The 19,068-nt window shown below is 64.2% G+C and carries 19 protein-coding genes; 4 read left to right on the top strand and 15 right to left on the bottom strand.

Features of this window, described 5'->3' with window-relative positions:
* The first annotated feature begins 60 nt into the window (after window positions 1-60).
* A complete protein-coding gene (locus G522_RS0121825; RefSeq protein WP_210162961.1) occupies window positions 61-876 on the top strand; it encodes a class I SAM-dependent methyltransferase in 816 nt (271 codons plus the stop codon).
* 642 nt (window positions 877-1,518) lie between these two features.
* On the opposite strand, the gene G522_RS0121815 is transcribed toward G522_RS0121825, so the two are convergent.
* Window positions 1,519-2,676 (bottom strand): serine hydrolase domain-containing protein, encoded by a 1,158-nt coding sequence (locus G522_RS0121815; RefSeq protein ID WP_026792850.1) that lies wholly within the window; start codon window positions 2,674-2,676, stop codon window positions 1,519-1,521.
* 73 nt (window positions 2,677-2,749) lie between these two features.
* Between G522_RS0121815 and G522_RS0121810 the strand changes: the two genes are divergently transcribed.
* Window positions 2,750-3,373, top strand: a complete 624-nt coding sequence (locus G522_RS0121810; RefSeq protein WP_245586712.1) for a TetR/AcrR family transcriptional regulator — start codon at window positions 2,750-2,752, stop codon at window positions 3,371-3,373.
* Window positions 3,374-3,449: 76 nt separating this feature from the next.
* On the opposite strand, the gene G522_RS0121805 is transcribed toward G522_RS0121810, so the two are convergent.
* From G522_RS0121805 to G522_RS0121750, 12 genes are all read right to left on the bottom strand, one after another.
* On the bottom strand, window positions 3,450-3,962 hold the full coding sequence (locus G522_RS0121805) for a GNAT family N-acetyltransferase (RefSeq protein WP_026792848.1): 513 nt from the start codon (window positions 3,960-3,962) through the stop codon (window positions 3,450-3,452).
* Window positions 3,950-4,240 carry a type II toxin-antitoxin system TacA family antitoxin gene (locus G522_RS0121800; RefSeq protein ID WP_425414089.1) on the bottom strand — a complete coding sequence of 97 codons (291 nt, stop codon included), beginning with the start codon at window positions 4,238-4,240 and terminating at the stop codon, window positions 3,950-3,952. Before G522_RS0121800 ends, G522_RS0121805 begins: the two co-directional genes overlap by 13 nt.
* A gap of 111 nt (window positions 4,241-4,351) precedes the next feature.
* On the bottom strand, window positions 4,352-5,914 hold the full coding sequence (locus tag G522_RS30655) for a methyl-accepting chemotaxis protein (RefSeq protein WP_084633332.1): 1,563 nt from the start codon (window positions 5,912-5,914) through the stop codon (window positions 4,352-4,354).
* A gap of 266 nt (window positions 5,915-6,180) precedes the next feature.
* Window positions 6,181-7,029 (bottom strand): DUF3313 domain-containing protein, encoded by an 849-nt coding sequence (locus G522_RS0121790; protein WP_051229046.1) that lies wholly within the window; start codon window positions 7,027-7,029, stop codon window positions 6,181-6,183.
* A gap of 157 nt (window positions 7,030-7,186) precedes the next feature.
* Entirely contained in the window at window positions 7,187-8,104 is a 918-nt protein-coding gene (locus G522_RS28150; RefSeq protein ID WP_051229044.1) for a VOC family protein, read from the bottom strand.
* A 203-nt stretch (window positions 8,105-8,307) separates the two neighbouring features.
* Window positions 8,308-9,633, bottom strand: coding sequence for an ABC transporter ATP-binding protein (locus G522_RS0121780; protein ID WP_245586711.1), 1,326 nt, complete (start codon window positions 9,631-9,633; stop codon window positions 8,308-8,310).
* A gap of 19 nt (window positions 9,634-9,652) precedes the next feature.
* Window positions 9,653-11,386, bottom strand: coding sequence for an ABC transporter permease (locus tag G522_RS0121775; protein ID WP_026792844.1), 1,734 nt, complete (start codon window positions 11,384-11,386; stop codon window positions 9,653-9,655).
* A gap of 422 nt (window positions 11,387-11,808) precedes the next feature.
* The gene (locus G522_RS0121770) at window positions 11,809-12,195 is read right to left on the bottom strand and encodes a YybH family protein (RefSeq protein ID WP_026792843.1); all 387 of its coding nucleotides are present in this window, start codon (window positions 12,193-12,195) and stop codon (window positions 11,809-11,811) included.
* Between the two features lie 250 nt (window positions 12,196-12,445).
* Entirely contained in the window at window positions 12,446-12,853 is a 408-nt protein-coding gene (locus G522_RS0121765; RefSeq protein ID WP_026792842.1) for an SRPBCC family protein, read from the bottom strand.
* Window positions 12,850-13,173: an ArsR/SmtB family transcription factor gene (locus G522_RS0121760; RefSeq protein ID WP_026792841.1), complete on the bottom strand. Its 324-nt coding sequence runs from the start codon at window positions 13,171-13,173 to the stop codon at window positions 12,850-12,852. The genes G522_RS0121765 and G522_RS0121760 overlap by 4 nt, the downstream gene beginning before the upstream one ends.
* Before the next feature lie 125 nt (window positions 13,174-13,298).
* Window positions 13,299-14,189: a LysR family transcriptional regulator ArgP gene (locus tag G522_RS0121755; protein WP_026792840.1), complete on the bottom strand. Its 891-nt coding sequence runs from the start codon at window positions 14,187-14,189 to the stop codon at window positions 13,299-13,301.
* Window positions 14,190-14,217: 28 nt separating this feature from the next.
* The gene (locus G522_RS0121750; protein ID WP_026792839.1) at window positions 14,218-15,054 is read right to left on the bottom strand and encodes a universal stress protein; all 837 of its coding nucleotides are present in this window, start codon (window positions 15,052-15,054) and stop codon (window positions 14,218-14,220) included.
* Window positions 15,055-15,193: 139 nt separating this feature from the next.
* On the opposite strand from G522_RS0121750, the gene G522_RS0121745 reads away from it, so the two are divergent.
* Window positions 15,194-15,805, top strand: a complete 612-nt coding sequence (locus G522_RS0121745; protein WP_026792838.1) for a LysE/ArgO family amino acid transporter — start codon at window positions 15,194-15,196, stop codon at window positions 15,803-15,805.
* A gap of 4 nt (window positions 15,806-15,809) precedes the next feature.
* Window positions 15,810-16,451: an FMN-binding negative transcriptional regulator gene (locus tag G522_RS0121740; protein ID WP_245586710.1), complete on the top strand. Its 642-nt coding sequence runs from the start codon at window positions 15,810-15,812 to the stop codon at window positions 16,449-16,451.
* A 45-nt stretch (window positions 16,452-16,496) separates the two neighbouring features.
* Here G522_RS0121740 and G522_RS0121735 read toward each other — a convergent pair whose 3' ends face one another.
* Both G522_RS0121735 and G522_RS29245 read right to left on the bottom strand, forming a co-directional pair.
* Window positions 16,497-16,835, bottom strand: a complete 339-nt coding sequence (locus G522_RS0121735; RefSeq protein WP_026792836.1) for a hypothetical protein — start codon at window positions 16,833-16,835, stop codon at window positions 16,497-16,499.
* 283 nt (window positions 16,836-17,118) lie between these two features.
* Window positions 17,119-18,789 (bottom strand): methyl-accepting chemotaxis protein, encoded by a 1,671-nt coding sequence (locus G522_RS29245; protein WP_051229042.1) that lies wholly within the window; start codon window positions 18,787-18,789, stop codon window positions 17,119-17,121.
* Window positions 18,790-19,068: the final 279 nt, after the last annotated feature.

Raw genomic sequence — 19,068 nt, 5'->3', positions numbered from 1 at the left:
GGGAGGGGCGGCGTCGAGAGGATCGTGCAAGGCGGATGGTGTACTGAGTGGGGCATTCGGATGGTGGGGGAGATCATGACCGACATCGAGAAGAGCTTCGGCCGGCAAGCCTTCGGGCTGAACCCGGCTGCCTACCACTCGGCACGGCCGGACTATCCGGATTGGGTCTATGACATGCTCGTCACCCGCTGCGGCCTTCGCCCCGGCACTAAGGTGTTCGAGATCGGCGCCGGCACCGGCACGGCGACGCGGCGGCTCCTGGCTCTCGGCGCCGACCCGCTCGTCGCCATCGAGCCGGATGCGCGGCTGGCCGACTTCCTGGAAGCAAGCCTGCCCGATCAGCCGCTCAAAGTGCTGCGCGCCCCGTTCGAGGAGGCGGCGCTCCCTGAGGTGGCCTTCGACCTCGGCATCTGCGCCGCCGCCTTCCACTGGCTCGACGAGGAGACGGCGCTTCAGAAGGTGGCGCGGCTGCTCAAGCCCGGGGGCTGGTGGGCGGCGATCTGGAACATCTTCGGCGACGCCAGTCGCCCCGACCCGTTCCACGACGCGACGCACGAACTGCTCTCCGGCTTCGACAGCCCCTCAGCCGGCACCCGCGGCATTCCCTTCGGCCTCGATGCAGAAGCCCGCACTGAAGCGATCAAGCGCAGTGGGGCGTTCGACATCGTCGATTACAAGATCGTGCCGTGGCAGCTGGTGCTGACCGCCGATGAGACTGTGGCCCTCTATGCGACGTACTCCAACCTCACGGCGCGGGAGGATAGGGAGGCGGTGCTGGCGGAATTGGGGAGAATTGCGAGAGAGGAGTTCGGGGGCAGGGTGGAGAGGAATATGACCACGAGCGTGTTTGTGGGGAGGAGGGGTGTTGGCTTTTAGTTAATTTGAATTTTCTTATAATATTCTTATGGTTTTCCGCTGTTATATTTCTGAGTGCTTGACTTTTCGCTTGGTTCTTTATAAGAAGCACAACGAATTCAAGGTTCGGCACTAGCGACTTTGGGTATCGTCATTGGAGATGTTGGAGCGTGGCTGTTCATAATCTGGCTCTGCGTGGACTGGTTTTTTAACCTAGACGGCACGGAGGAGGTGTACATGAAAGCAACGTTCAAAACGGGTGTGGACGCTCTCGCGGTTCTGTGGGGTCAGATAGAGCAGCCATGCGCCAACAAGAAGATGATATGAGCTCTTAGCTTGTTAAGCCGGAAGAACCGCGGATGGTTCAAATCCATCCCCCCACACCATTTAGGGGCCTTAGCTTGGACAGCTGAGGCCCTTTGCATGTCTGGCCTATGGGCAACTTCGGCTACAGTATGAATAGAGGCAACCAGCGTCTTCCAGAGGTTTGAGTAACCTCCCATCTTTCTTCGCGATCTGGGCTTTTGCGGAGGTAGACGATTCCTGGTGTCTTGCAAGTTGAGCTGGTCCGCAGACACGGCGGTGCCGATTGGCGGTCGCTTTAGCGTGTTTTAAATTGCATAGCGAAGTTCGTAGCTCAGAGGCGGACGAAGAGTCCTTCCCTCACACCCCATACACCGCATCCCGCACCTCAACCGTTAGCGGCCCAATCATCCCCTCCAGCGCCGTGTTGGTCAGCAGTACCGAGCTGATGCCGTTCTTCCGGTCGATGAACCAGTTGTGGCCGTAGACGCCGCCCCATTGAAGGGTTCCGGCGGCTTGGGGGCTGTCGGCCGTTGCGGGATCGGCGAGGACGGAGCCGCCGTAGCCGAAGCCGACGCCGGGGCGCACGGCCATCCGTTCGGGCGGCACGTGGACGGTGGTCATCAGGTCAACGGTGGCGGGGTCAAGGATGGGGGCGCCATCCTCACGGATCGCTTCCAAGAAGCGAAGGAAATCCGAGGCGGTGCCGATCATGCCGGCGCCGCCCGAGGGGTAGGAGGCGGGGTCGTAGGCCCGGCCGGGGGTGAAGATGATGCGCGCGGCATCGAAGGGGAGAACGTGGGTTTCGCCCATGCGCACCGGGCGCGGGGTGCCGTCGGCATAGGGGGTGACCAGCGTGGTATCGGGGCTGGCGGTGAAGCGCGTCTCGGTCATGCCGAGCGGGGCGGTGATGCATTCTGCCACGAGTTCCGGGAGTGGCTTGCCGCCGGCCTTCTCGAGCACGGCGCCCAGCACGTCAATGGCCAGGGAATAGCGCCAGGCGGTGCCGGGGGCGTAGATCAGCGGCGCCTGTTGCAGGCGGGCGATGTTCTCACTGAGGCTGAGGCCGGGCTGGTCGAGGCCGTCGGAGACGTTGAGATCGCGATAGGGGCCGGCGTCCGGCTGGTTGAAGCGATAGTCGAGGCCGGCGGTGTGCGTCAGAAGATGATGGATAGTGATGGTCGGGCGGGTGCCGTCGGCGAGCGCCGGGCGGAAGCCCGGCAGCCACTCGGTGATCGGCGCGTCGAGGGCGAGGCGGCCGCGCTCGACGAGCGCCATGGCGGTGGCCGAGACCAGGGGCTTGGTGAGGGAGGCGAAGCGGAACACGTCGCCCTGCTGCATTGGCCTGTCGGCCTCGCGGTCGGCAAGGCCGGTGGCCGTGGCATAGGCGAGCTCGCCGTGGCGGGCCACCAGCATGACGGCGCCGACGATGCGCTGTTCATCAACGGCGCGGGCGAGAACGCGGTCGAGACGCTTGCGGAGATCGGCGTCGGCGGATGTGATAGAGCTATGATACATGGCCTTGCCCTTGAATTACGGAGTGATCATTCCGTAATATACCGTATGCAGACTGAATTCAAGAGTGATCATTGTGGAAAATAAGAAGCGCTCGCGCGGCCGGCCGCGCAGTTTCGATCGGAACGAGGCGCTGGCGGCGGCGGCGCTGCTGTTCTGGCGCCTCGGCTACGAGGGCGCGTCGATCGCCGACCTGACGGAGGCCATGGGCATCACGCCGCAGAGCCTCTACTCGGCCTTCCGCTCCAAGGCCGATCTCTATCTCGAAACGCTGGACTGGTACCGCCAGGACATGAACCTGCCGGTGCGGACGCTGCTCGTGGAAGGCCCCAGCGCGGTGGCGACCATCAGCGGCCTCTTGCGTACCTACGCCCAGCGCTACAGCCGCGCCGATCGGCCGGGCGGCTGCATGATCTCCACCGGTGCGCTGGCCGTGGCCGAGGAGAACCGTGCCGTCGGCCAGCATATGATCGGCCTGCGGCGCACGGCGCTTGCCGCCTATCGCGACCGGCTGGAGCGGGCCATCGTCGAGGGCGAGCTCAAGCCCGATACCGATCCGGAGGTGTTGGCACGCTTCATTGCCACGGTGATCCAGGGCATGGCGGTGCAAGGGCACGACGGGGCGAGCACGGAGGAGCTGTTGGCCGTTGCCAATATCGCCGTGGCCGAGCTGGAGCGGCATCGCAGCATGACGGGGTGAATACGACTGCCCTGGTTGGCGGGGCAGGTCGCCTCATAGAGGCCGCAGCGCGCCTCCACCAAACCGGCGATGGACTTCAGGGCTGGGAGAGGGTGGCGACGACAGTCTCAATCGGCAGGAACAGCGTGCGGCTTCCGTCAGGGTATTCGATGAACTCGGCCGCATGGAGATAGAAGCGTCTGGCGGCCTCGTCCTTGGCATGGACCAGAACGGCGCCGATGCCGATGCTTTGGGAAGCGAAGGCGACCCTGCGCAAGGCATCGGCCAGAAGATCGGTGCCAAGGCCTTTCCCGGTATAGGCTCGGTCGACGGCGAGGCGACCGATCACCGAGACCGGGATTGCGTCGGGCGCGTTGCGCCTGAGCTTGCCGGGGGCAACTGCGCGCTCCACCGAACCGGCTGAGACACAATAAAAGGCAACCACACGATGCCCGACGCACACCACATAAGTGCGCGAAAAGCGACTTTCGTTCTTGAGTGCTCGGTGACGCAACCAGTCGTTCAACTGGGGATCACCGCAGTCAAACTCAGCGAGATCGTGTGCGGCAGATAGTGGAACGGGTGCCCCGAGTTTGGCTATTTCTGCCACGCTGGCACCCGGCCGAGCAGCGCCTTGAGCCTCGGCCCGGGCACGGGCGGGTTGTCAAGGGCGGCCATGAAGGCGTCGTAACGTTCGGGTTCCAAGGCGAACAAACGCTGGTCGAGCAGCACATCGATCGCTTGCCGGCGGGCGCTTTCCACCATGAACTCGGTGCGTGTCTTGCCTTGCACGGCCGCCGCGTCATCGATGAGTTGGCGCGTAACACCATCCATCCTGAGATTGATGCTGCCTTTGGTCTCGGCAGCCGAGGCACGGCCGCTTTTCATTTCGGCCGTGGGTCCGGCGTTTGGGGAAGCGCGAAGTTTCGACATGCGGACAATATGCGGCTCTGTATCCCCAACGTCAATACGTCGGCTCTTCGCGGGCGCGACGCGCCCTCACTCGCACGCGAACACCGTCCGCCCCAGATCCCCCAGCCGCCTGAACACCTCATCCCCCGCTTCGTTGAGCGTGGCGAGGTGAGTGAGCGCGTCCTTGTGGCGGCCGGCTTCGAACAGCTTCAGCGTGGTCACCGCCTCCTCGTGGACGCGAGCGTGCGGGGTTTCGATGGCGCGGAACTCGGCGTTGTTCTTGATCTTGGGGTCGGTCACCTTGTCATACCAGAGGCCGAGGCGGCAGCCGTGGTGGTCGGTCACCTTGCCGCTCTGAAGGTTCTCGTAACCCAGGAGGGTGTCGGTGACCTTCTTCTTGAACAGCACGTGGTCGATCTTGGCGATTTCCACCAGCATGGCCGGGTTGGTGGAGTCGCTGTAGAGCTTGCGGGATTCCTCGGCATTGCGCGTGTTGCTGGCGGCGATCTTGTCGGCCATCTGCTTCATGAGCGCTTGGTTGTGCTGGGCCAGGAAGGCGGCGGCATCGACCGAGGTGGCGATCTCTGAACTGGCGGCCTGCTGCTCTTCCAGCACGGCGGCGATGGAGTCGATGCGCGTCAGCACCGTACCGACGCGCTCGCCGATGGTGGTCATGGCACCCGACACTTCGTCGATCACCGCCTCGCCGGTGGCGACGGCGGTGTTGGTGTTGGCCATGGCGGCGGTCATGCCCTCGATGACCTGACGCATGCTCTCGATGCGGGCATTGATGTTTTCCGTGGCGCTGGCTGTCTGGTTGGCCAGCACCTTCACCTCGGAGGCGACCACGGCGAAGCCCTTGCCGGCCTCTCCGGCGCGCGCGGCCTCGATGGTGGCGTTGAGTGCCAAGAGATTGGTCTGGCTGGCGATGGTATCGATGACGCTCAGCGTTTCCGCGATCTGGTCGAAGGCGCCTTCCAACTCGGTCACCTTGGCCTTGGTATCCAAGGTGGTGACGGAGATGTGGCCCATGGCGACCCGCAGCTTTTCCACGGCGGCGGTCGAATGCCCGGCGGCATCGGCGGCGCTGCGCGATTCACCTAGCGCCTCGTGGCTTGCCCTGGAAATCTCGCCGATGGAGGCGACCATCTCGGCGGTGGAACTGGCCATGCCCTGCGACGACGTGGTGAGCTCGCCCATGTTGTAGGAGAGGCCCGTGAGCTCCACGGCGATGGCGTTGACATCGGACATGGTGCTGGCAAGGCGACCGATGGTGTTGCGCGTGTAGCAGGTCTTGAGGCTGCCGGTTTCGGTGCTGATGCGGCGGGCGGCCTCGGCGCGCTCCAGCGCCGTCCGTACCTTGGCATAGGCAAGGCAGAGCTCGGTGGCCGCACCCGATCGACCGAAGGCGAAGGGCGACTTGCGCATCAAGGTGGGCAGGGCGGTGGAGAGGTGGAGTTCCACCGCGGCGGCCAGAGCGTCGAGGTCGGCCCCCTTGGCGATCAGCTCATCGAGGCGGTTGTCGGGCACCGGGGCTTCGAACAGGCTGGCGATCTGGCTGGCGAGGTCCGCCGGGACCGCCGCGCGGCGCGTCTCCTGCGGGATGCCGTGGGAAAAAGTCGAATGCGATGAAGCCATTGGGGTCGCCATGCGTCGTCTCCTGAACGCGGCGATCCTGGGGGCGAATGGTTAATGGAGTGTAGAATCCCGCCGACTGCTACCAAGAAACTACATTGCAAGAACAGGCAGGGCCGGAAACTGCAACCGCAGCGGTCAGCGCGCTACGGGTTACTGCGCAGTTTCGTGCCGCCGCGTCGAGGCTGGCACCGTTCGCAGCGGCGTTTTGTCAATTCGGTCAGTTTATTAACAGGTTAGTCAGCTTCGAATCAGAACGCCAGGCATGGTTTCCTTGCCGATTACCGTCGCGCGTCGGGCGGCTTGTCGGTCCACTGGGGCGGCGCGCCGACCATACCGGCCACCATGCCGGGAATGCCGGGCTCGCGGCCGAAGGTGTCGCAGGCCGGATATTTCGGCTGGCCGCCGAAGAAGGATTTGATCCGCTGCATGGTGGGCAGGCGGACATCGAGGAGCGAGGCGTCCGTGCCCTTGATGATCACGTCGGAGAAATCGTCACCAAAGGAGGTAGCGAGGCTATAGGCGTCGCCGACGTCGGACAGCCTGGGGTTCTCGGTGAAGGAGTTGGCGCCGCGCGCCCAGATGATAGCGGCGCGCTGGTTGCTCATGCGATCGAGCGCCTCGCCTTCGATGGCGATGCCCCCGAGCCCGATCGGGATGCGGGGAAGGCTGACCGGCAGCACGAAGCTGCTGCCGAGCGAGGCGACGGTGGAAATGCCGGCCACCGTCTTGTTGGTCGGCAGCACGTCGATCACGTTGTTGCGGATGGTGAGGTCGGCTGGCTGACTGGGCGATACTACCTGGTACTGGTCGCTGAGCGCCACGCAGACGGCACGGTCGAGCGCCCGCGTCACCAGATCCCGGTCGCCGCTCATCGGAATCCGGGCTTCCGCCTGGGGCGAGAAGGCCGTCGGCAGGATTCGCACCGTGCGGGCGGTCGCCAGGGCGTCCTTGTCGGCATAGGCGCGGGATTTGCTGAGCAGGCCACTTTCCTTGCCGAGCCGGTCGTAGCTCGTCAGCGTGCCGCCCTGCCGCAAGGGAACCGAGGCGCAGCCGGCCAGCACCAGCACGGCGGCGAGCAGGGCGGCGGACCGCCAGCGGCGAGCCCTCGCAAGGGAGGCGTCGTTCATTCCTGCGGGCTCTTCCTGGCTGGGGTGAGTCTGGAGCGGAGTGAATGGCGAATTGCGATGGTTTTGGTTGTCAAGGCAAGCCCGTTCTGGTGGGCGTCCGGTGCGGGGCGCTCACTTTTGCGTGCGGTCGAGGGTTGTGAGATCGACCGCTTGCCGGTCAGCTTTGGCTTGGCGGTGAGAGGATCACCTCGATGCCACCGGGATCGATGAAGCGGAGACGACCGTCGACGTCGTCGGCGGCGTCCGGCAGGTGGCTTGCCGCCGTGAAAACCTCCTGCTCCGCCAGGTGCAGGTGAAAACGCCTCAGCCGCGCGCTGCCCTTGGGAGCCGGTGGGCTGTCGGGGCCAAGCCAGGTGTTGAACCCGATGCGGTGGGTGTAGGTGCTGCCGGCCCCGAGATCGGCAAAGCCGATGTGCGGCACCATCAGATTACGAACGAAGCCCAAACGTTCGTAGAAGGCGACGGCGGCGGCGAGGTCGGGAACGCTGAGATTGAGATAGGCAATGCGCGTGCCCTCGGCGAGGTCGGCATCGAGATCGGCGTTTCGGGCGTGATCGAGTTCCTCGGCGACATTGAGCGGTGCACGGCCGGGATGCGGCCGTCCCTCGGTATCGAACAGTTCCACGCCCCGCGCGAAATCGCCGAAGTGACTGAAGCGTGTCGGCGTTTCATGGGCGATGACGATGCCGATACCGTCGGGATCGTGAAAGTAGAGCGCCTTCGACATCACGTGGTCATCGGCCGATACGGAGATGCGGTTGCCGATCAGCCGGGCAAGCAGGCGCGAGAACTCCACCTGATCGGGCACGCCGATAGCAACGTGATAAAGGCCGCTGTAGCGGCGCTGTTGGGCCGACTCCCTGGCGCCGCCATGCAGGACGAGCAGCGTTTGCGAGCGGGTACCGAGGGCAACGCCGTCCTTGGACGGGCGTGGCGTCATGCCGAGGGCCGACGTCCAGAAGGCCACGGCCCGTTCGACGTTGGTCACCTCAAGTTCGATCGGCCCGTAGGAGACCCGCTCCGGGCGGCCATGCAGCTTGGCCAATCGAGCCAGGCGGCGCGCGGCTGTCTGCATGCGGCGGCCCTCCGGGCGCTCAAGGTGAGTCCATATGGAATGACACGCTGTTCGCCGACAGAAGGTGTTTCTGACGGACGCGTCTTCTGAAGCCGGACCCGGTTGCTACATCAACATACGACGCGCATCTTTCTCATCTTTTGAGTGCAATGTTAAATGTTGACCCAATGCTCGATAAATCCGAGCCGTTGCGGTGAGAGCGCTTATTCCGGATTTTCTAGGCTGAACATGTCGGCGTTCTCGTCGAAGGCGAACAGTTCGGCATAGCGCGCCCAGGCCACCACCGCCTTCAGCGTCTCGTCGGCATAGTCTTCCGACATGTAGTCCTCGAGCTGCTGGCGGAAGCGCACCGACGGCGCCGTGTGGCTCGGCCGCTCGTCCAGCACGCTGCGGATCAGCTCGATGATCGGCACGTAGGTGAGGAGATGCTGGGCGAACAGCTTCTTGCGGTCGTCGGTGCCGAGGCCGGTGAAGGTCTTGCCGGCGTCAGTGAGCAGCAGATCGCCCTCGCTGAGGTTGGCAAATCGAATGAGCTGCAAGGTTTCGGCAAGGTGGAACAGCTCGTCGGCCTCCATTTGCAGCCGGTCGGCGAGGATCGGCAGGTCGGCCCGGCCGTGGAAGGGCTCGGCGGCCAGCGCTTCGAGGAGACCGGCCATCTCGTTGGTGGAGACGGGGTTCAGCACCATGCCGACGCCGGTGCCGGGAATGCCGGTTTCTGCCGTGGTCTTCGGCTCGGCGCGCCGGGTCATATGAGCGTAGATGCTGTCGACCAGCTTGCGGAAAGTGGGATCGAGGCGGTTGCGCGGGTGCGGCAGCTCGACCTTGATTTCCGAGGCGATGCGGCCGGGGTTGGAGGAGAACACCAGGATGCGGTCGCACATCAGCACCGCTTCCTCGATGTTGTGGGTGACGATCAGCACCGATTGCATGGGCAGCCGGCCCTCGACCCAGAGGTCGATGATGTCGGTGCGCAGCGTTTCGGCCGTCAACACGTCGAGCGCCGAGAAGGGCTCGTCCATCAGCATGATCTCGGGGTGGACCACCAACGCCCGGGCAAAGCCGACGCGCTGGCGCATGCCGCCCGACAGCTCCTTCGGGTAGGCGTTTTCGAAGCCGTCGAGACCGATCAGGTCGATGGCAGCGAGCGCCCGGCTGCGCCGCTCATCGGCATCGACGCCGAGGGCTTCAAGGCCGAGCTCGACGTTCTGCAAAACGGTGAGCCAGGGGAACAGCGCGAAGGACTGGAACACCATGGCGAGGCCCTTCGGCGGGCCGGAGATCGGCTTGCCGCGATAAAGCGCGTCGCCCGAGGAAGGCGAGGACAGGCCGGCGATGATGCGCAGAAGCGTCGACTTGCCGGAGCCGGAGCGGCCGAGCAGGCCGACGATCTCGCCGGAGCGGATGGTGAGATCGACGTCTTCGAGAACGCGCAGATCATCGCCGTTGGCCTTGGGGAACACGCGGCTGACACCCTTGATGGCGATCAGCTCATCGGTGGCGATGGGGGTGGTGGAAACGGTCATGGTCATGTTGGGAGACCTTTCCTGATCAAGCAATGCGCAGGTGGCGTTCGGCGTAGGCGTAGAGGGGACGCCAGACGATCCGGTTGGTGACAGTGACGAACAGGGACATGACGGCGATGCCGAGCACGACGCGCGGGAAGTCGCCGGCCGTTGTTGCCTCAGCAATGTAGGAGCCCAGTCCGGTGGCCGTCAGATGATGGCTTCCCCAGCTCGCCGCCTCGGCGACGATGGCCGCGTTCCAAGACCCGCCCGAGGCGGTGATGGCGCCGGTGACGTAATAGGGGAAGATGCCCGGCAGGATGACACTACGCCACCAGCGCCAGCCGGTGAGGTGGAAGCTCGCTGCGGCATCGCGGAGGTCGGAGGGGAAGGCGCTGGCGCCGGCGATGACGTTGAACAGGATGTACCACTGGGTGCCCAGAATCATCAGCGGGCTCAGCCAGACGTTGGCGTTGAGGTGGAAATCGACGATCAGCATCACCACGGCGGGGAAGGCGATGTTGGCCGGGAAGGCGGCGAGGAACTGGGCGAGCGGCTGCACCTTCTCGGCGATGCGGGGCCTGAGGCCGATCCAGACGCCGATCGGCACCCAGACGAGGGTGGCGAGCGCGATCAGCACCAGCACGCGGATCAGCGTGATCATGCCCTTGCCGAGGGCTTCGCCGGCGTCGGCAAAGGTGAGGCTCTCGCCGATGAAGCGGATGACTTCCCAGCCGATGGTGAGGGTGACCGCACCGACCAGCGTCATCCAGAGGGCGTCCATCAGCCTCGCCGAAACCGGCAGGCGGAAGGAAAAACGCGGGGCGGCTGGCAGCGGCAGGCGCCAGCGACCGATGCCCCTGAGGGCATTGGAGGTCATCTGCGACAGGGCACGCAGCGAGCGCGTCTTGCGGAAGAGGTCGAGCACCCAGGAGGAGGGGGCTTCGCCGGAGGCCGTCTGCTCGACGCGGAACTTGTCGGCCCAGGCGACGATCGGCCGGAACAAGAGCTGATCATAGGCGACAATCACCGCCAGCATGGTCAGCACTGCCCAGCCGACGGCCGGGAGGTTCTGCTGGCGGATCGCCTCGGCCACGTAGGAGCCAACGCCGGGCAGCGTCACCGTGGTGTCGCCAACGGTGATCGCCTCGGAGGCGACGACGAAGAACCAGCCGCCGGACATCGACATCATGGCGTTCCAGACGAGGCCCGGCATGGCGAAGGACACGTCGAGGTGCCAGAAGCGCTGCCAGGCCGACAGGTGGAAGCTCTGCGATACCTCGTCGAGATCCTTCGGAACGTTGCGCAGCGACTGGTACATGGAGAAGGTCATGTTCCAGGCCTGGCTCGTAAAGATCGCGAAGACGCAGGCTAGTTCCGCCCCGAACACCTTGCCGGGGAACAGGCCCATGAAGAACACCACGGTGAAGGTGAGGAAGCCGAGGATCGGCACCGACTGCAGGATGTCTAGGACAGGGATCAGCACCAGCTCGGCGCGCCGGCTCTTGGCGGCGACCGTGGCGTAGACGAAGGTGAAGACCAGCGACCAGACCATGGCGGCCAGCATGCGCAGCGTGGTGCGCAACGCATATTCCGGCAGGTGCCAGGGGCTGAGATCGATGGCGGAGGTGGAGACGGCGCTGAGCGGCGCGTCGGCCTGGTTCACGCCATAGACGATCAGAACCAGAAAGCCGACCACCAGCACGAAGGCGGCGACATCGAAAACATTCGGCACCAGGCCGCGGCCGACGGCGGTCGGCGTAACCTTATGAAACACCATAACTTGTTATCTCCTGGCCAGGCAGGATCATTGTTTGTCGCGGACGACGGCGCGTGGGATCAGGCGCCGGTTATTCGACCGGGGACAGACTGGCTCGGAGACGAAGGAAAGCGGCGTGGCAGCCGGGGTAGAAACAGCTTTGGGGGCATTTGTGGCTCGTCCTCATGCGCAAAGGCACAGAGGCGAGCCGATGAACGGCTCACACGTCGGCGCACTTCACGCGGTTGCGACTAGGTCGACTGTGACTGTCCATTGTCTTTCTGTTGGCTGGTGCGGCGGCGATTGCCGTGCAGCTCCCCCAATCCTCCTGTCGGCTGTCATTGTCAAGCGACTTGATCGTGAGGGAACGCGGAGGAGTTTTGCGAGGAGAGCATAGATGAGGAAGCGGGCCACGCCGCTTGTTCGGCGCGGCCTTTATTTCTTCACGCGTCGAGCAGCGACGTGCCGTAGGAGTTGTCAACCACGCAGAGCCAGCGACCATCGGCCGATCTGCGGAAGACGTAGGTGGCGCGGCGGACGATCGGCTCCGGCTGCCCCTCAACATCCAGCAACGATTCCATGAGGACAAGAGCAGTGTCGCCGCCTTCGATGACTTCCATTCGGCCCTGACGCACCTTGAGAGTGTTCTTGAAATGGGCGGCGATCGCCACGAAGGCCTTGCGGATCGCCACTTTGCCGGTGGCGTTGAGGCCGGGCTTGACGACCAGCGTGGCGTCGTCGGTGTAGAAGTCCATGACGCGATCGAAGTCCTCGGCCGTGATGGCTCTGTCGGCTGCTTCGATCACTTGCCTGAGTTCGTGTTCGGCCATGTTTCATCTCCAAGACGAGCCCGGAGACGGCACGAAAAACCCGCCTCGCGGGCGGGTTGCTTTCAAGGACAAGGACGCGCACCCACCAATCAATCGATGGCGGAAATAATCGACGGGGCGAGGGCGTGACGGCTGTCCATGGGTGATGGGTAGCATGGAGACGGTGGTGGCACAACGTTCGGCGACCACGGCGATCGGCCTCACCATCCTGCCGGCGGCGCCAGCAGGATGGAGCATGGCGGGATGAGCCTCAGAGGCCGGCCAGCACGGCTTCCATGGCGTCGAGGAAGCGTGGCCAGCCGGCTTGGGCGCCTTGATAGAACTGGTCCTGGCCAGGCTGGAAGCCGGTTTGTTCCATGGTGAGGCGGGTGCCGGTAGTCGTGGCGGCCAGCGTCCAGGTCACCACGCTCTTGAGGCCATAGGCATCCCAGCGATAGGCGAGGCTGCGCTGTGGGTCGACTTCCAGCACCTCGCAATCGACCATGCCCCAATCGGCCTTGAGCTGGAATTTGTGGCCGACCTCGGGCCGGAAGTCGCTCTGCATCAGCCAGTCGTCGATCAGCGGCTGCTCGGTCAGCGCCCGCCACACCTTCTCCGGCGGATGGGGAAGCTGGCGCTCCAATGTCACGGAACGGGTTTCGGTTTGAACGTCGGTCATTGATCCATCCTCCTCAGGAGATCTTCGAGATTGTCGAGCCGGCCCTGCCAGAAGCCCGTCATCCGACCCGTCCAGTCGATGAGAGGCGAGAGCGCATCGGGCCGGGCGCTGTAGTGGGTTTGCCGCCCGTCCCGGCGGTCGATCACCAGCCCCGCTTGCTTCAAGATGCCGAGATGCTTGGACACGGCTGGCTGGGAGACGCCGGCCTCGGCGGTCAGCGCGTGCACCGTCTGTTCGCCCTCAAGGCAGAGCCGCTCGAAGAGGCCGCGCCGGGTGGGGTCGGAGAGGGTAGTGAACAGCATCTCGGGCGAAGCAGGCATGATATTCATAACTCGCTGGTGATGAGTCTATTCATAGCTGGTGAGTTATGAGTGAGTCAAGGGGGGAGAGCTATCCTAGGAGGAGAGCCCTGTTGGCGTTGAGATTTCTCGGTCTGGCTGCCTTGTCACGCCAGTGCGGCTTTCGCTGCCGCCAGCACCGCCTGCGTCAGCTCCGGGAACTGGCCGGAGACGAGGCGGCTCACTTGCCAGTAGAGTGTCACGTCGAGCGTGGCGCCCGGCACCAGCTCGACGAGGCGGCCAGTGGCGAGGTGATCCGCGACGAGCTGAATGGGGTTGAGGCACCAGCCCATGCCGAGCAGGGCGGCGTCGACGAAGCCCTGCGTCGAGGGGAGCCAGTGGGTGGGGCCGGGCTCCATCGCGCCCAGCATCTGCCGCGCCCAGTCCTGCTGCAGGCCGTCCTTCTGGTTGAAGGTGAGGGTGGGCGCCCGGGCGAGTGTGTCGGCAGTCACACCGTTCGGGAAGTGGCGCGCCACAAAATCCGGGCTGGCGGTGGCGTGATAGCGCAGCCGGCCGAGCGAGCTGACCTTGCAGCCGGCGACTGGTTTTGACAGCGAGGTGACGGCGGCTACCACATGGCCGCGCCTCAACCAGCCGGCAGTATGGTCCTGGTCGTCGACGGCGATCTTGAGGAGCGCCTTTGAGTCCCGAGTGAAGGCGGCGGCGGCCGGCATGAACCAGGTGCCGAGGCTATCGGCGTTGACGGCGACATCCAGCGTGACGGGGCTGGCCTCTCGATCGCCGAGGCCGGGCAGGCGGTCGAGAAGGTCGTTTTCCAGCATGCCGACCAGTTCGACATGGCGGCAGAGCCAGGCGCCTTTTTCCGTCGCCTTGCAGGGATTGCCGCGCTCGATCAGCACGGCGCCAAGCCGCTCTTCCAGAAGCCGCACCCGTTGGGAAATGGCTGAGGGCGTGACGGACAGTGCCTTGGCGGCCTTCTCGAAGCTGCCGGTGCGGACGATGGCGGCGACGGCCAGCGCGGCGGAATAGTCGATCATCGGGTCGTCCAGGTCTTCGAGGGGTGGTTCAGCACATCATGAAAACGGGGATGCGGGCGGCGGCCAGCACATCACGGGTGACGCCACCGAGGATCGCTTCCCAGAGAGCACCATGCTTGAAGGCACCGATCAGCAGGCTGTCGGCGCCGAGCCGGTCGGCGGACGCGAGCAGTTGCCGGCCGACACTGCCGGTCTCGCGCCTCAGCGAGACACAGTCCACGGAAATGCCGAGCCCGGCGAAGAAGGCGCGGGCGGAGGCTTGGTAAGGCGTGTCCTCCTGCTTCTCGATCGACACCACCGTGACTTTCTCGGCCCTCTGCAGCCAGGGCAGTGCCTGATGGGTGGCCCGTTTCACCGTCTCGCCCGGCTTCCAACCGACGACGATATGGCGGCCGACGATGCGGTGCGGCCGCGGCCCCTCCTTGGGATCGGGCGGCGCCACCAGGAGCAGGCGTTTCGACCAGAACAGCGTGGCATGGAAAGCGTCGCGGCCGTCGAGACGCAGCGGGTTGCCCATGACGACGAGATCGGCCTGGGCGGTCTCGCTGGCAACGAGGTCGCCGACGTCGCCCTCATTGTGCTTCCAATTAATCGGGGCGGTGGCGTGGTCCGTCCTCCAGGCCTCGTAGGCGGCCTTGGTGCGATTGAGGCGCTCGGCGATGGTGCCCTCGCGCAGCTCGCGCCATTGCTGGATGGCGATCTCCTCCGGCGGCACGAAGGCGAACCTCGGATTGAAGCCGACATGCAGGGCGGAAATCGACGCCGAGAAGCCAGCGGCGGCGGCCAGCGCGCAGTCGAGGCAGGCGGCCACCGTTTCCGGTTCGGGCAACAGCGCGACGATGATTTTCGGTTGGGCGGCAATCATGTGGGCCTCCAAGGCAAACCGGTCGAAGAGCGAGGACGACGGTTCGACATTAGACCTGCTAATGAAGAGTTAGCAGGATTAATTTGTCTAATGTGAGGGTGAGGCCTAAACCGACGCATCGTTGATGTGGGGGGCGGCGTTGGATTTTTCAGCCTATTTCTCGGGACTCGGCGTGGGGCTGAGCCTGATCGTCGCCATCGGCGCGCAGAATGCTTTCGTGCTCAGACAGGGTCTGAAGGGCGGGCATGTCTTCGCCGTCTGCCTCACCTGTGCGCTGTCGGACGTGGCGCTGATCATCCTGGGCGTTACCAGTTTCGGCCGCATCGCCGCGGTTTTGCCCTGGCTCGACCCGGTGATGCGCTTTGGCGGCGCCGCCTTCCTTGCCTTCTACGGCCTCAAGAACCTGTTGTCGGCGCTGAAATCGCATGGCGCGCTGGACGTCAGCGGTGCCAATGGCGCGACGCCCCTGATGCCGACGCTGATCGCCTGCCTCGCCATCACCTGGCTCAACCCGCACGTCTATCTCGATACCGTGGTGCTGCTCGGCACCATCTCGACGCAGTATCCGGGCCACGAGGCGGCCTTCGCCTTGGGCTCCATGACCTCATCCTTTGGCTTCTTCTTCTCGCTCGGCTTCGGCGCCGCCAAGCTCCGCCCGATCTTCGCCCAACCGACCGCCTGGCGCTTGCTGGAAGGCGCCATCGCGGCGATCATGTGGGCGATTGCCGGCAGTCTGATGCTGGGCGGCTGAGGCCATGGGGTGTGCGATGTATCTGCCGGAGCATTTCAACGAAGTTGACCCCGAGGCGGTGGCTGCCGTCATAGCGGCGGCGCCGCTGGCCGCCGTAGTGGCCCAGACGCGCGACGGATTGATCGCCAACCACATTCCGCTGATCGCCGGCAAGGATGGCGCATTGGTGGGGCATGTGGCGCTCGCCAATGATATGCACCGGCTGATCGACGATGGGCAGGAGATACTGGCGATTTTCCACGGCGCCGACGGTTACATCACACCCAACTCCTACCCGAGCAAGGCCGAGCATCATCGGGCCGTGCCGACCTGGAACTATCAGGTGGCGCATGTCTACGGCGCCATCCATTTTCAGCATGACGAGCGCAGCAAGTGCGCCGCTCTGGGGCTGTTGACCCATGAGCATGAGCGGCGGGTAAGCGGCGACAAAGCCTGGCGGATGAGCGATGGGCCGGCCGACTATATCGTGGACATGCTCTCCAAGATCGTCGCCTTCCGGATCGTCGTGACGAGGACGATCGCCAAATCCAAGCTCAGCCAGAACCGCGACCGGCGGGATTTCGGCGGCGCCGTGGCGGCGCTGCGCGAACGGGGCGAAAGCGCGCTGGCCGACGCGATGGAAGCGAGATGGCCGAAGGGCGAGTAGGATGTGGCCGGCTTGAATCCGAGCCTGATAATCGGGGGGCTAACGTTACGCCGGCTTTGGAGGGCGTCCTGACTTGGTCTCAAAAAAGACCAGGCGGGCATTAGGTGCTTCGTCAATGACCGCGATCGACATATGGGCCTGAAGCTCGCGGCGGAAGCGGGCGGCATTGCGTGCGCCCCAGACACCGGCGAAGCGTTCGCCGGATGCATCGTTGCGGAAAATAGCCACGCCACCGAAGGCTGATGACAGACCAGCCTCTCCCCACATGCCACCCCCACCATAAACCGCGACCACCTGATCGAGCGGAGCGACGATGACGACGGTATCGCCGGATGGTGCAAATGCGGAACTGCGAAAGAGATAGACCGGGCAAGGCGGCATCATTTCCCTAGCTTATCCTGATAGATGAGGTGCGCAAAGGCAGGCTGACTGGCCAACAGGCTGTCGGGCTGGCGCACCGCAAGAAACACGAAAGCCGGCGGTGGTGGCGCCGGCTTTCGCTTATCTTGGGGCTCGATTGTCTCAGAGCCTGACCCGAAACTCTACTGGGGCGGGCATCTGGCTTCGAGTTCTGCGCTTCCGGTGCTCACGAACCTTAAGTTCGCTCCGCTCCGGTACTCGAACTCATCGCCACCTGCCGCGCCCCAGCGAGTTTCGAGCTAGGCTCTCAGGCCGCCGCGAACTTGGTGACGAAGGTCTCGACCGCCAATTTCAGGTTCTGGGCCTTGGACGACAGGCCGGTGGAGAGGTTCATCAGCTGGGTCGAGGCGGCACCGGTCATTTCGGCGGCCTGGCCGACGCCGGCGATGTTCTGGGTGACCTGGGTGGTGCCGATGGCCGCCTGCTGGCAGTTGGCGGCGATTTCCGAGGTCGCGGCGCCCTGTTCCTCCACCGCGCCGGCGATGGCGGACGCGACTTCCTTGATGTTGGAAATCGTCTTGACGATCGACGTCATTGAATGGACCGTGTTTTGGGTCGACTCCTGAATCTCGCCGACCTTGGTCTCGATGTCGCCGGTGGCCCGCGATGTCTGGTCGGCCAGTTGCTTGACCTCGGCGGCGACCACGGCGAAGCCCTTGCCCATCTCACCGGCACGCGCCGCCTCGATGGTGGCATTGAGCGCCAGAAGGTTGGTCTGTTCGGCGATCTTGCGGATGATGTTGACGACGTCGCCAATGGCCGCCGCCGACGCGGCGAGCGTGGAGATGCGGGCGTTGGAGGCCTGGGCCTCGCCGACGGCCAGATCGGCGACCTCGGCCGAATGGTCGACCTGCGAGCTGATCTCGTGCACCGAGGCGGCCATTTCCTCCGACGAGGCGGCCACCGTCTGCACGTTGCTGGAGGCCTGTTCGGCGGCGGCGGCGACGGCCTGGGCCTGACGCGCCGTTTCCTCGGCGGTAGCGGCAAGGCTGCGGGCGCTGTCGGCGATCTCGGCCGACGAGTCGGCGAAGTTGGCGGCCAGATCCTTCATCTCCGAGACGAAGGCGTCGGCGAGCTGCTGGCGCTGTTTCAGATGGTCTCGCTCGGCATGCTCGCGCGCCTCGCGCTCGATGTGGGCCTGTTCGTCGGCGATCATGCTTTGCCGGCACTTCTCTAGCACGCCGCCAAGAATGCCGAACTCGTCGCGCCGCGCCGCGATGGTCACCACGAAGGCCTTTTCGCCCCGGCCGAGGGCCTGGACATAATCGATGGCGATGCCGAGCGGCCGCATCACCGAAATGGCACTGATCAGGGCAACGGTGACGGCGATCAGGGCGGCGGCGATGCCGATGGAGATTTCGAGGAAGACGCCGCGATCGGCCCCCCTGATGCTGTCGTTGCCCATCTGTTCGGCGAGCTGGCCGTAGATGGTCGACAGTTCGCTGCCGAGCGCGTCGATCTGGACATAGGTCGCCGCCAGTTGCGTGCGCAGGTCGGAGTTGATGGCCCCGGCGTTGCCGGTCATGATCTGCTCGACCAGCGTCTTGACCCCGGCATGATAGGCTTTCAGCGACGACGCCATGTCTGTTGCCTTCGCCTTACGTGCCGGATCCTGGGTGTTCTGGACCACGGCGTCCAGCCGGCTCTCGGCGGTTGAGAAGGCATTGTCCATGCGGTCGAAGATTTCGGCCTGACGTTTTGGTTGTGCCAGCGCTTCGTAGAAGGAGGCTCGGCCCATGGAGATGTGCTTGAGGGCCATCTCCATATTGAGATTCAGAGCGTATATGCGCACCGATTCTTTGGTGTAGCTCGAAGAATCGGAGAGATATACGTATCCGGCCAAAGCGACGGCAATCAGCATCAGCGTTACGAGGCCGAAACCTGCGTAAAGCCTGTGAGAAATTTTCAGGCGGTCCATGAGTGTGCCCCTGCTAAAACACGGATAACTCGATCAATATAAAATGGCCGCTTTTAGTTAACGCTCCATATATTTTGCGACGTTAAAGCGAAATCTACGGTTTCCGAATTCCAACTCCCGCGAATCCAAAGTCTAACGGATGGGAAAAGAGGACATGGTCTTGGCAAATATGCTTATGTGCGGTGCTTTTCGCACAATCTGTTATTCTTTCCTGATTTTACTGGCGGTCGATCAATAAATCTATCGAAGGTATCGTGACTTATTTTTGATGCATAACGA

The sequence above is a fragment of the Pleomorphomonas oryzae DSM 16300 genome, from assembly GCF_000422965.1.
In the GTDB taxonomy this organism is placed as follows: domain Bacteria; phylum Pseudomonadota; class Alphaproteobacteria; order Rhizobiales; family Pleomorphomonadaceae; genus Pleomorphomonas; species Pleomorphomonas oryzae.
The sequence above is the reverse complement of the archived record's forward strand: the minus strand, read 5'-3'. Positions and strand labels throughout refer to the sequence as shown.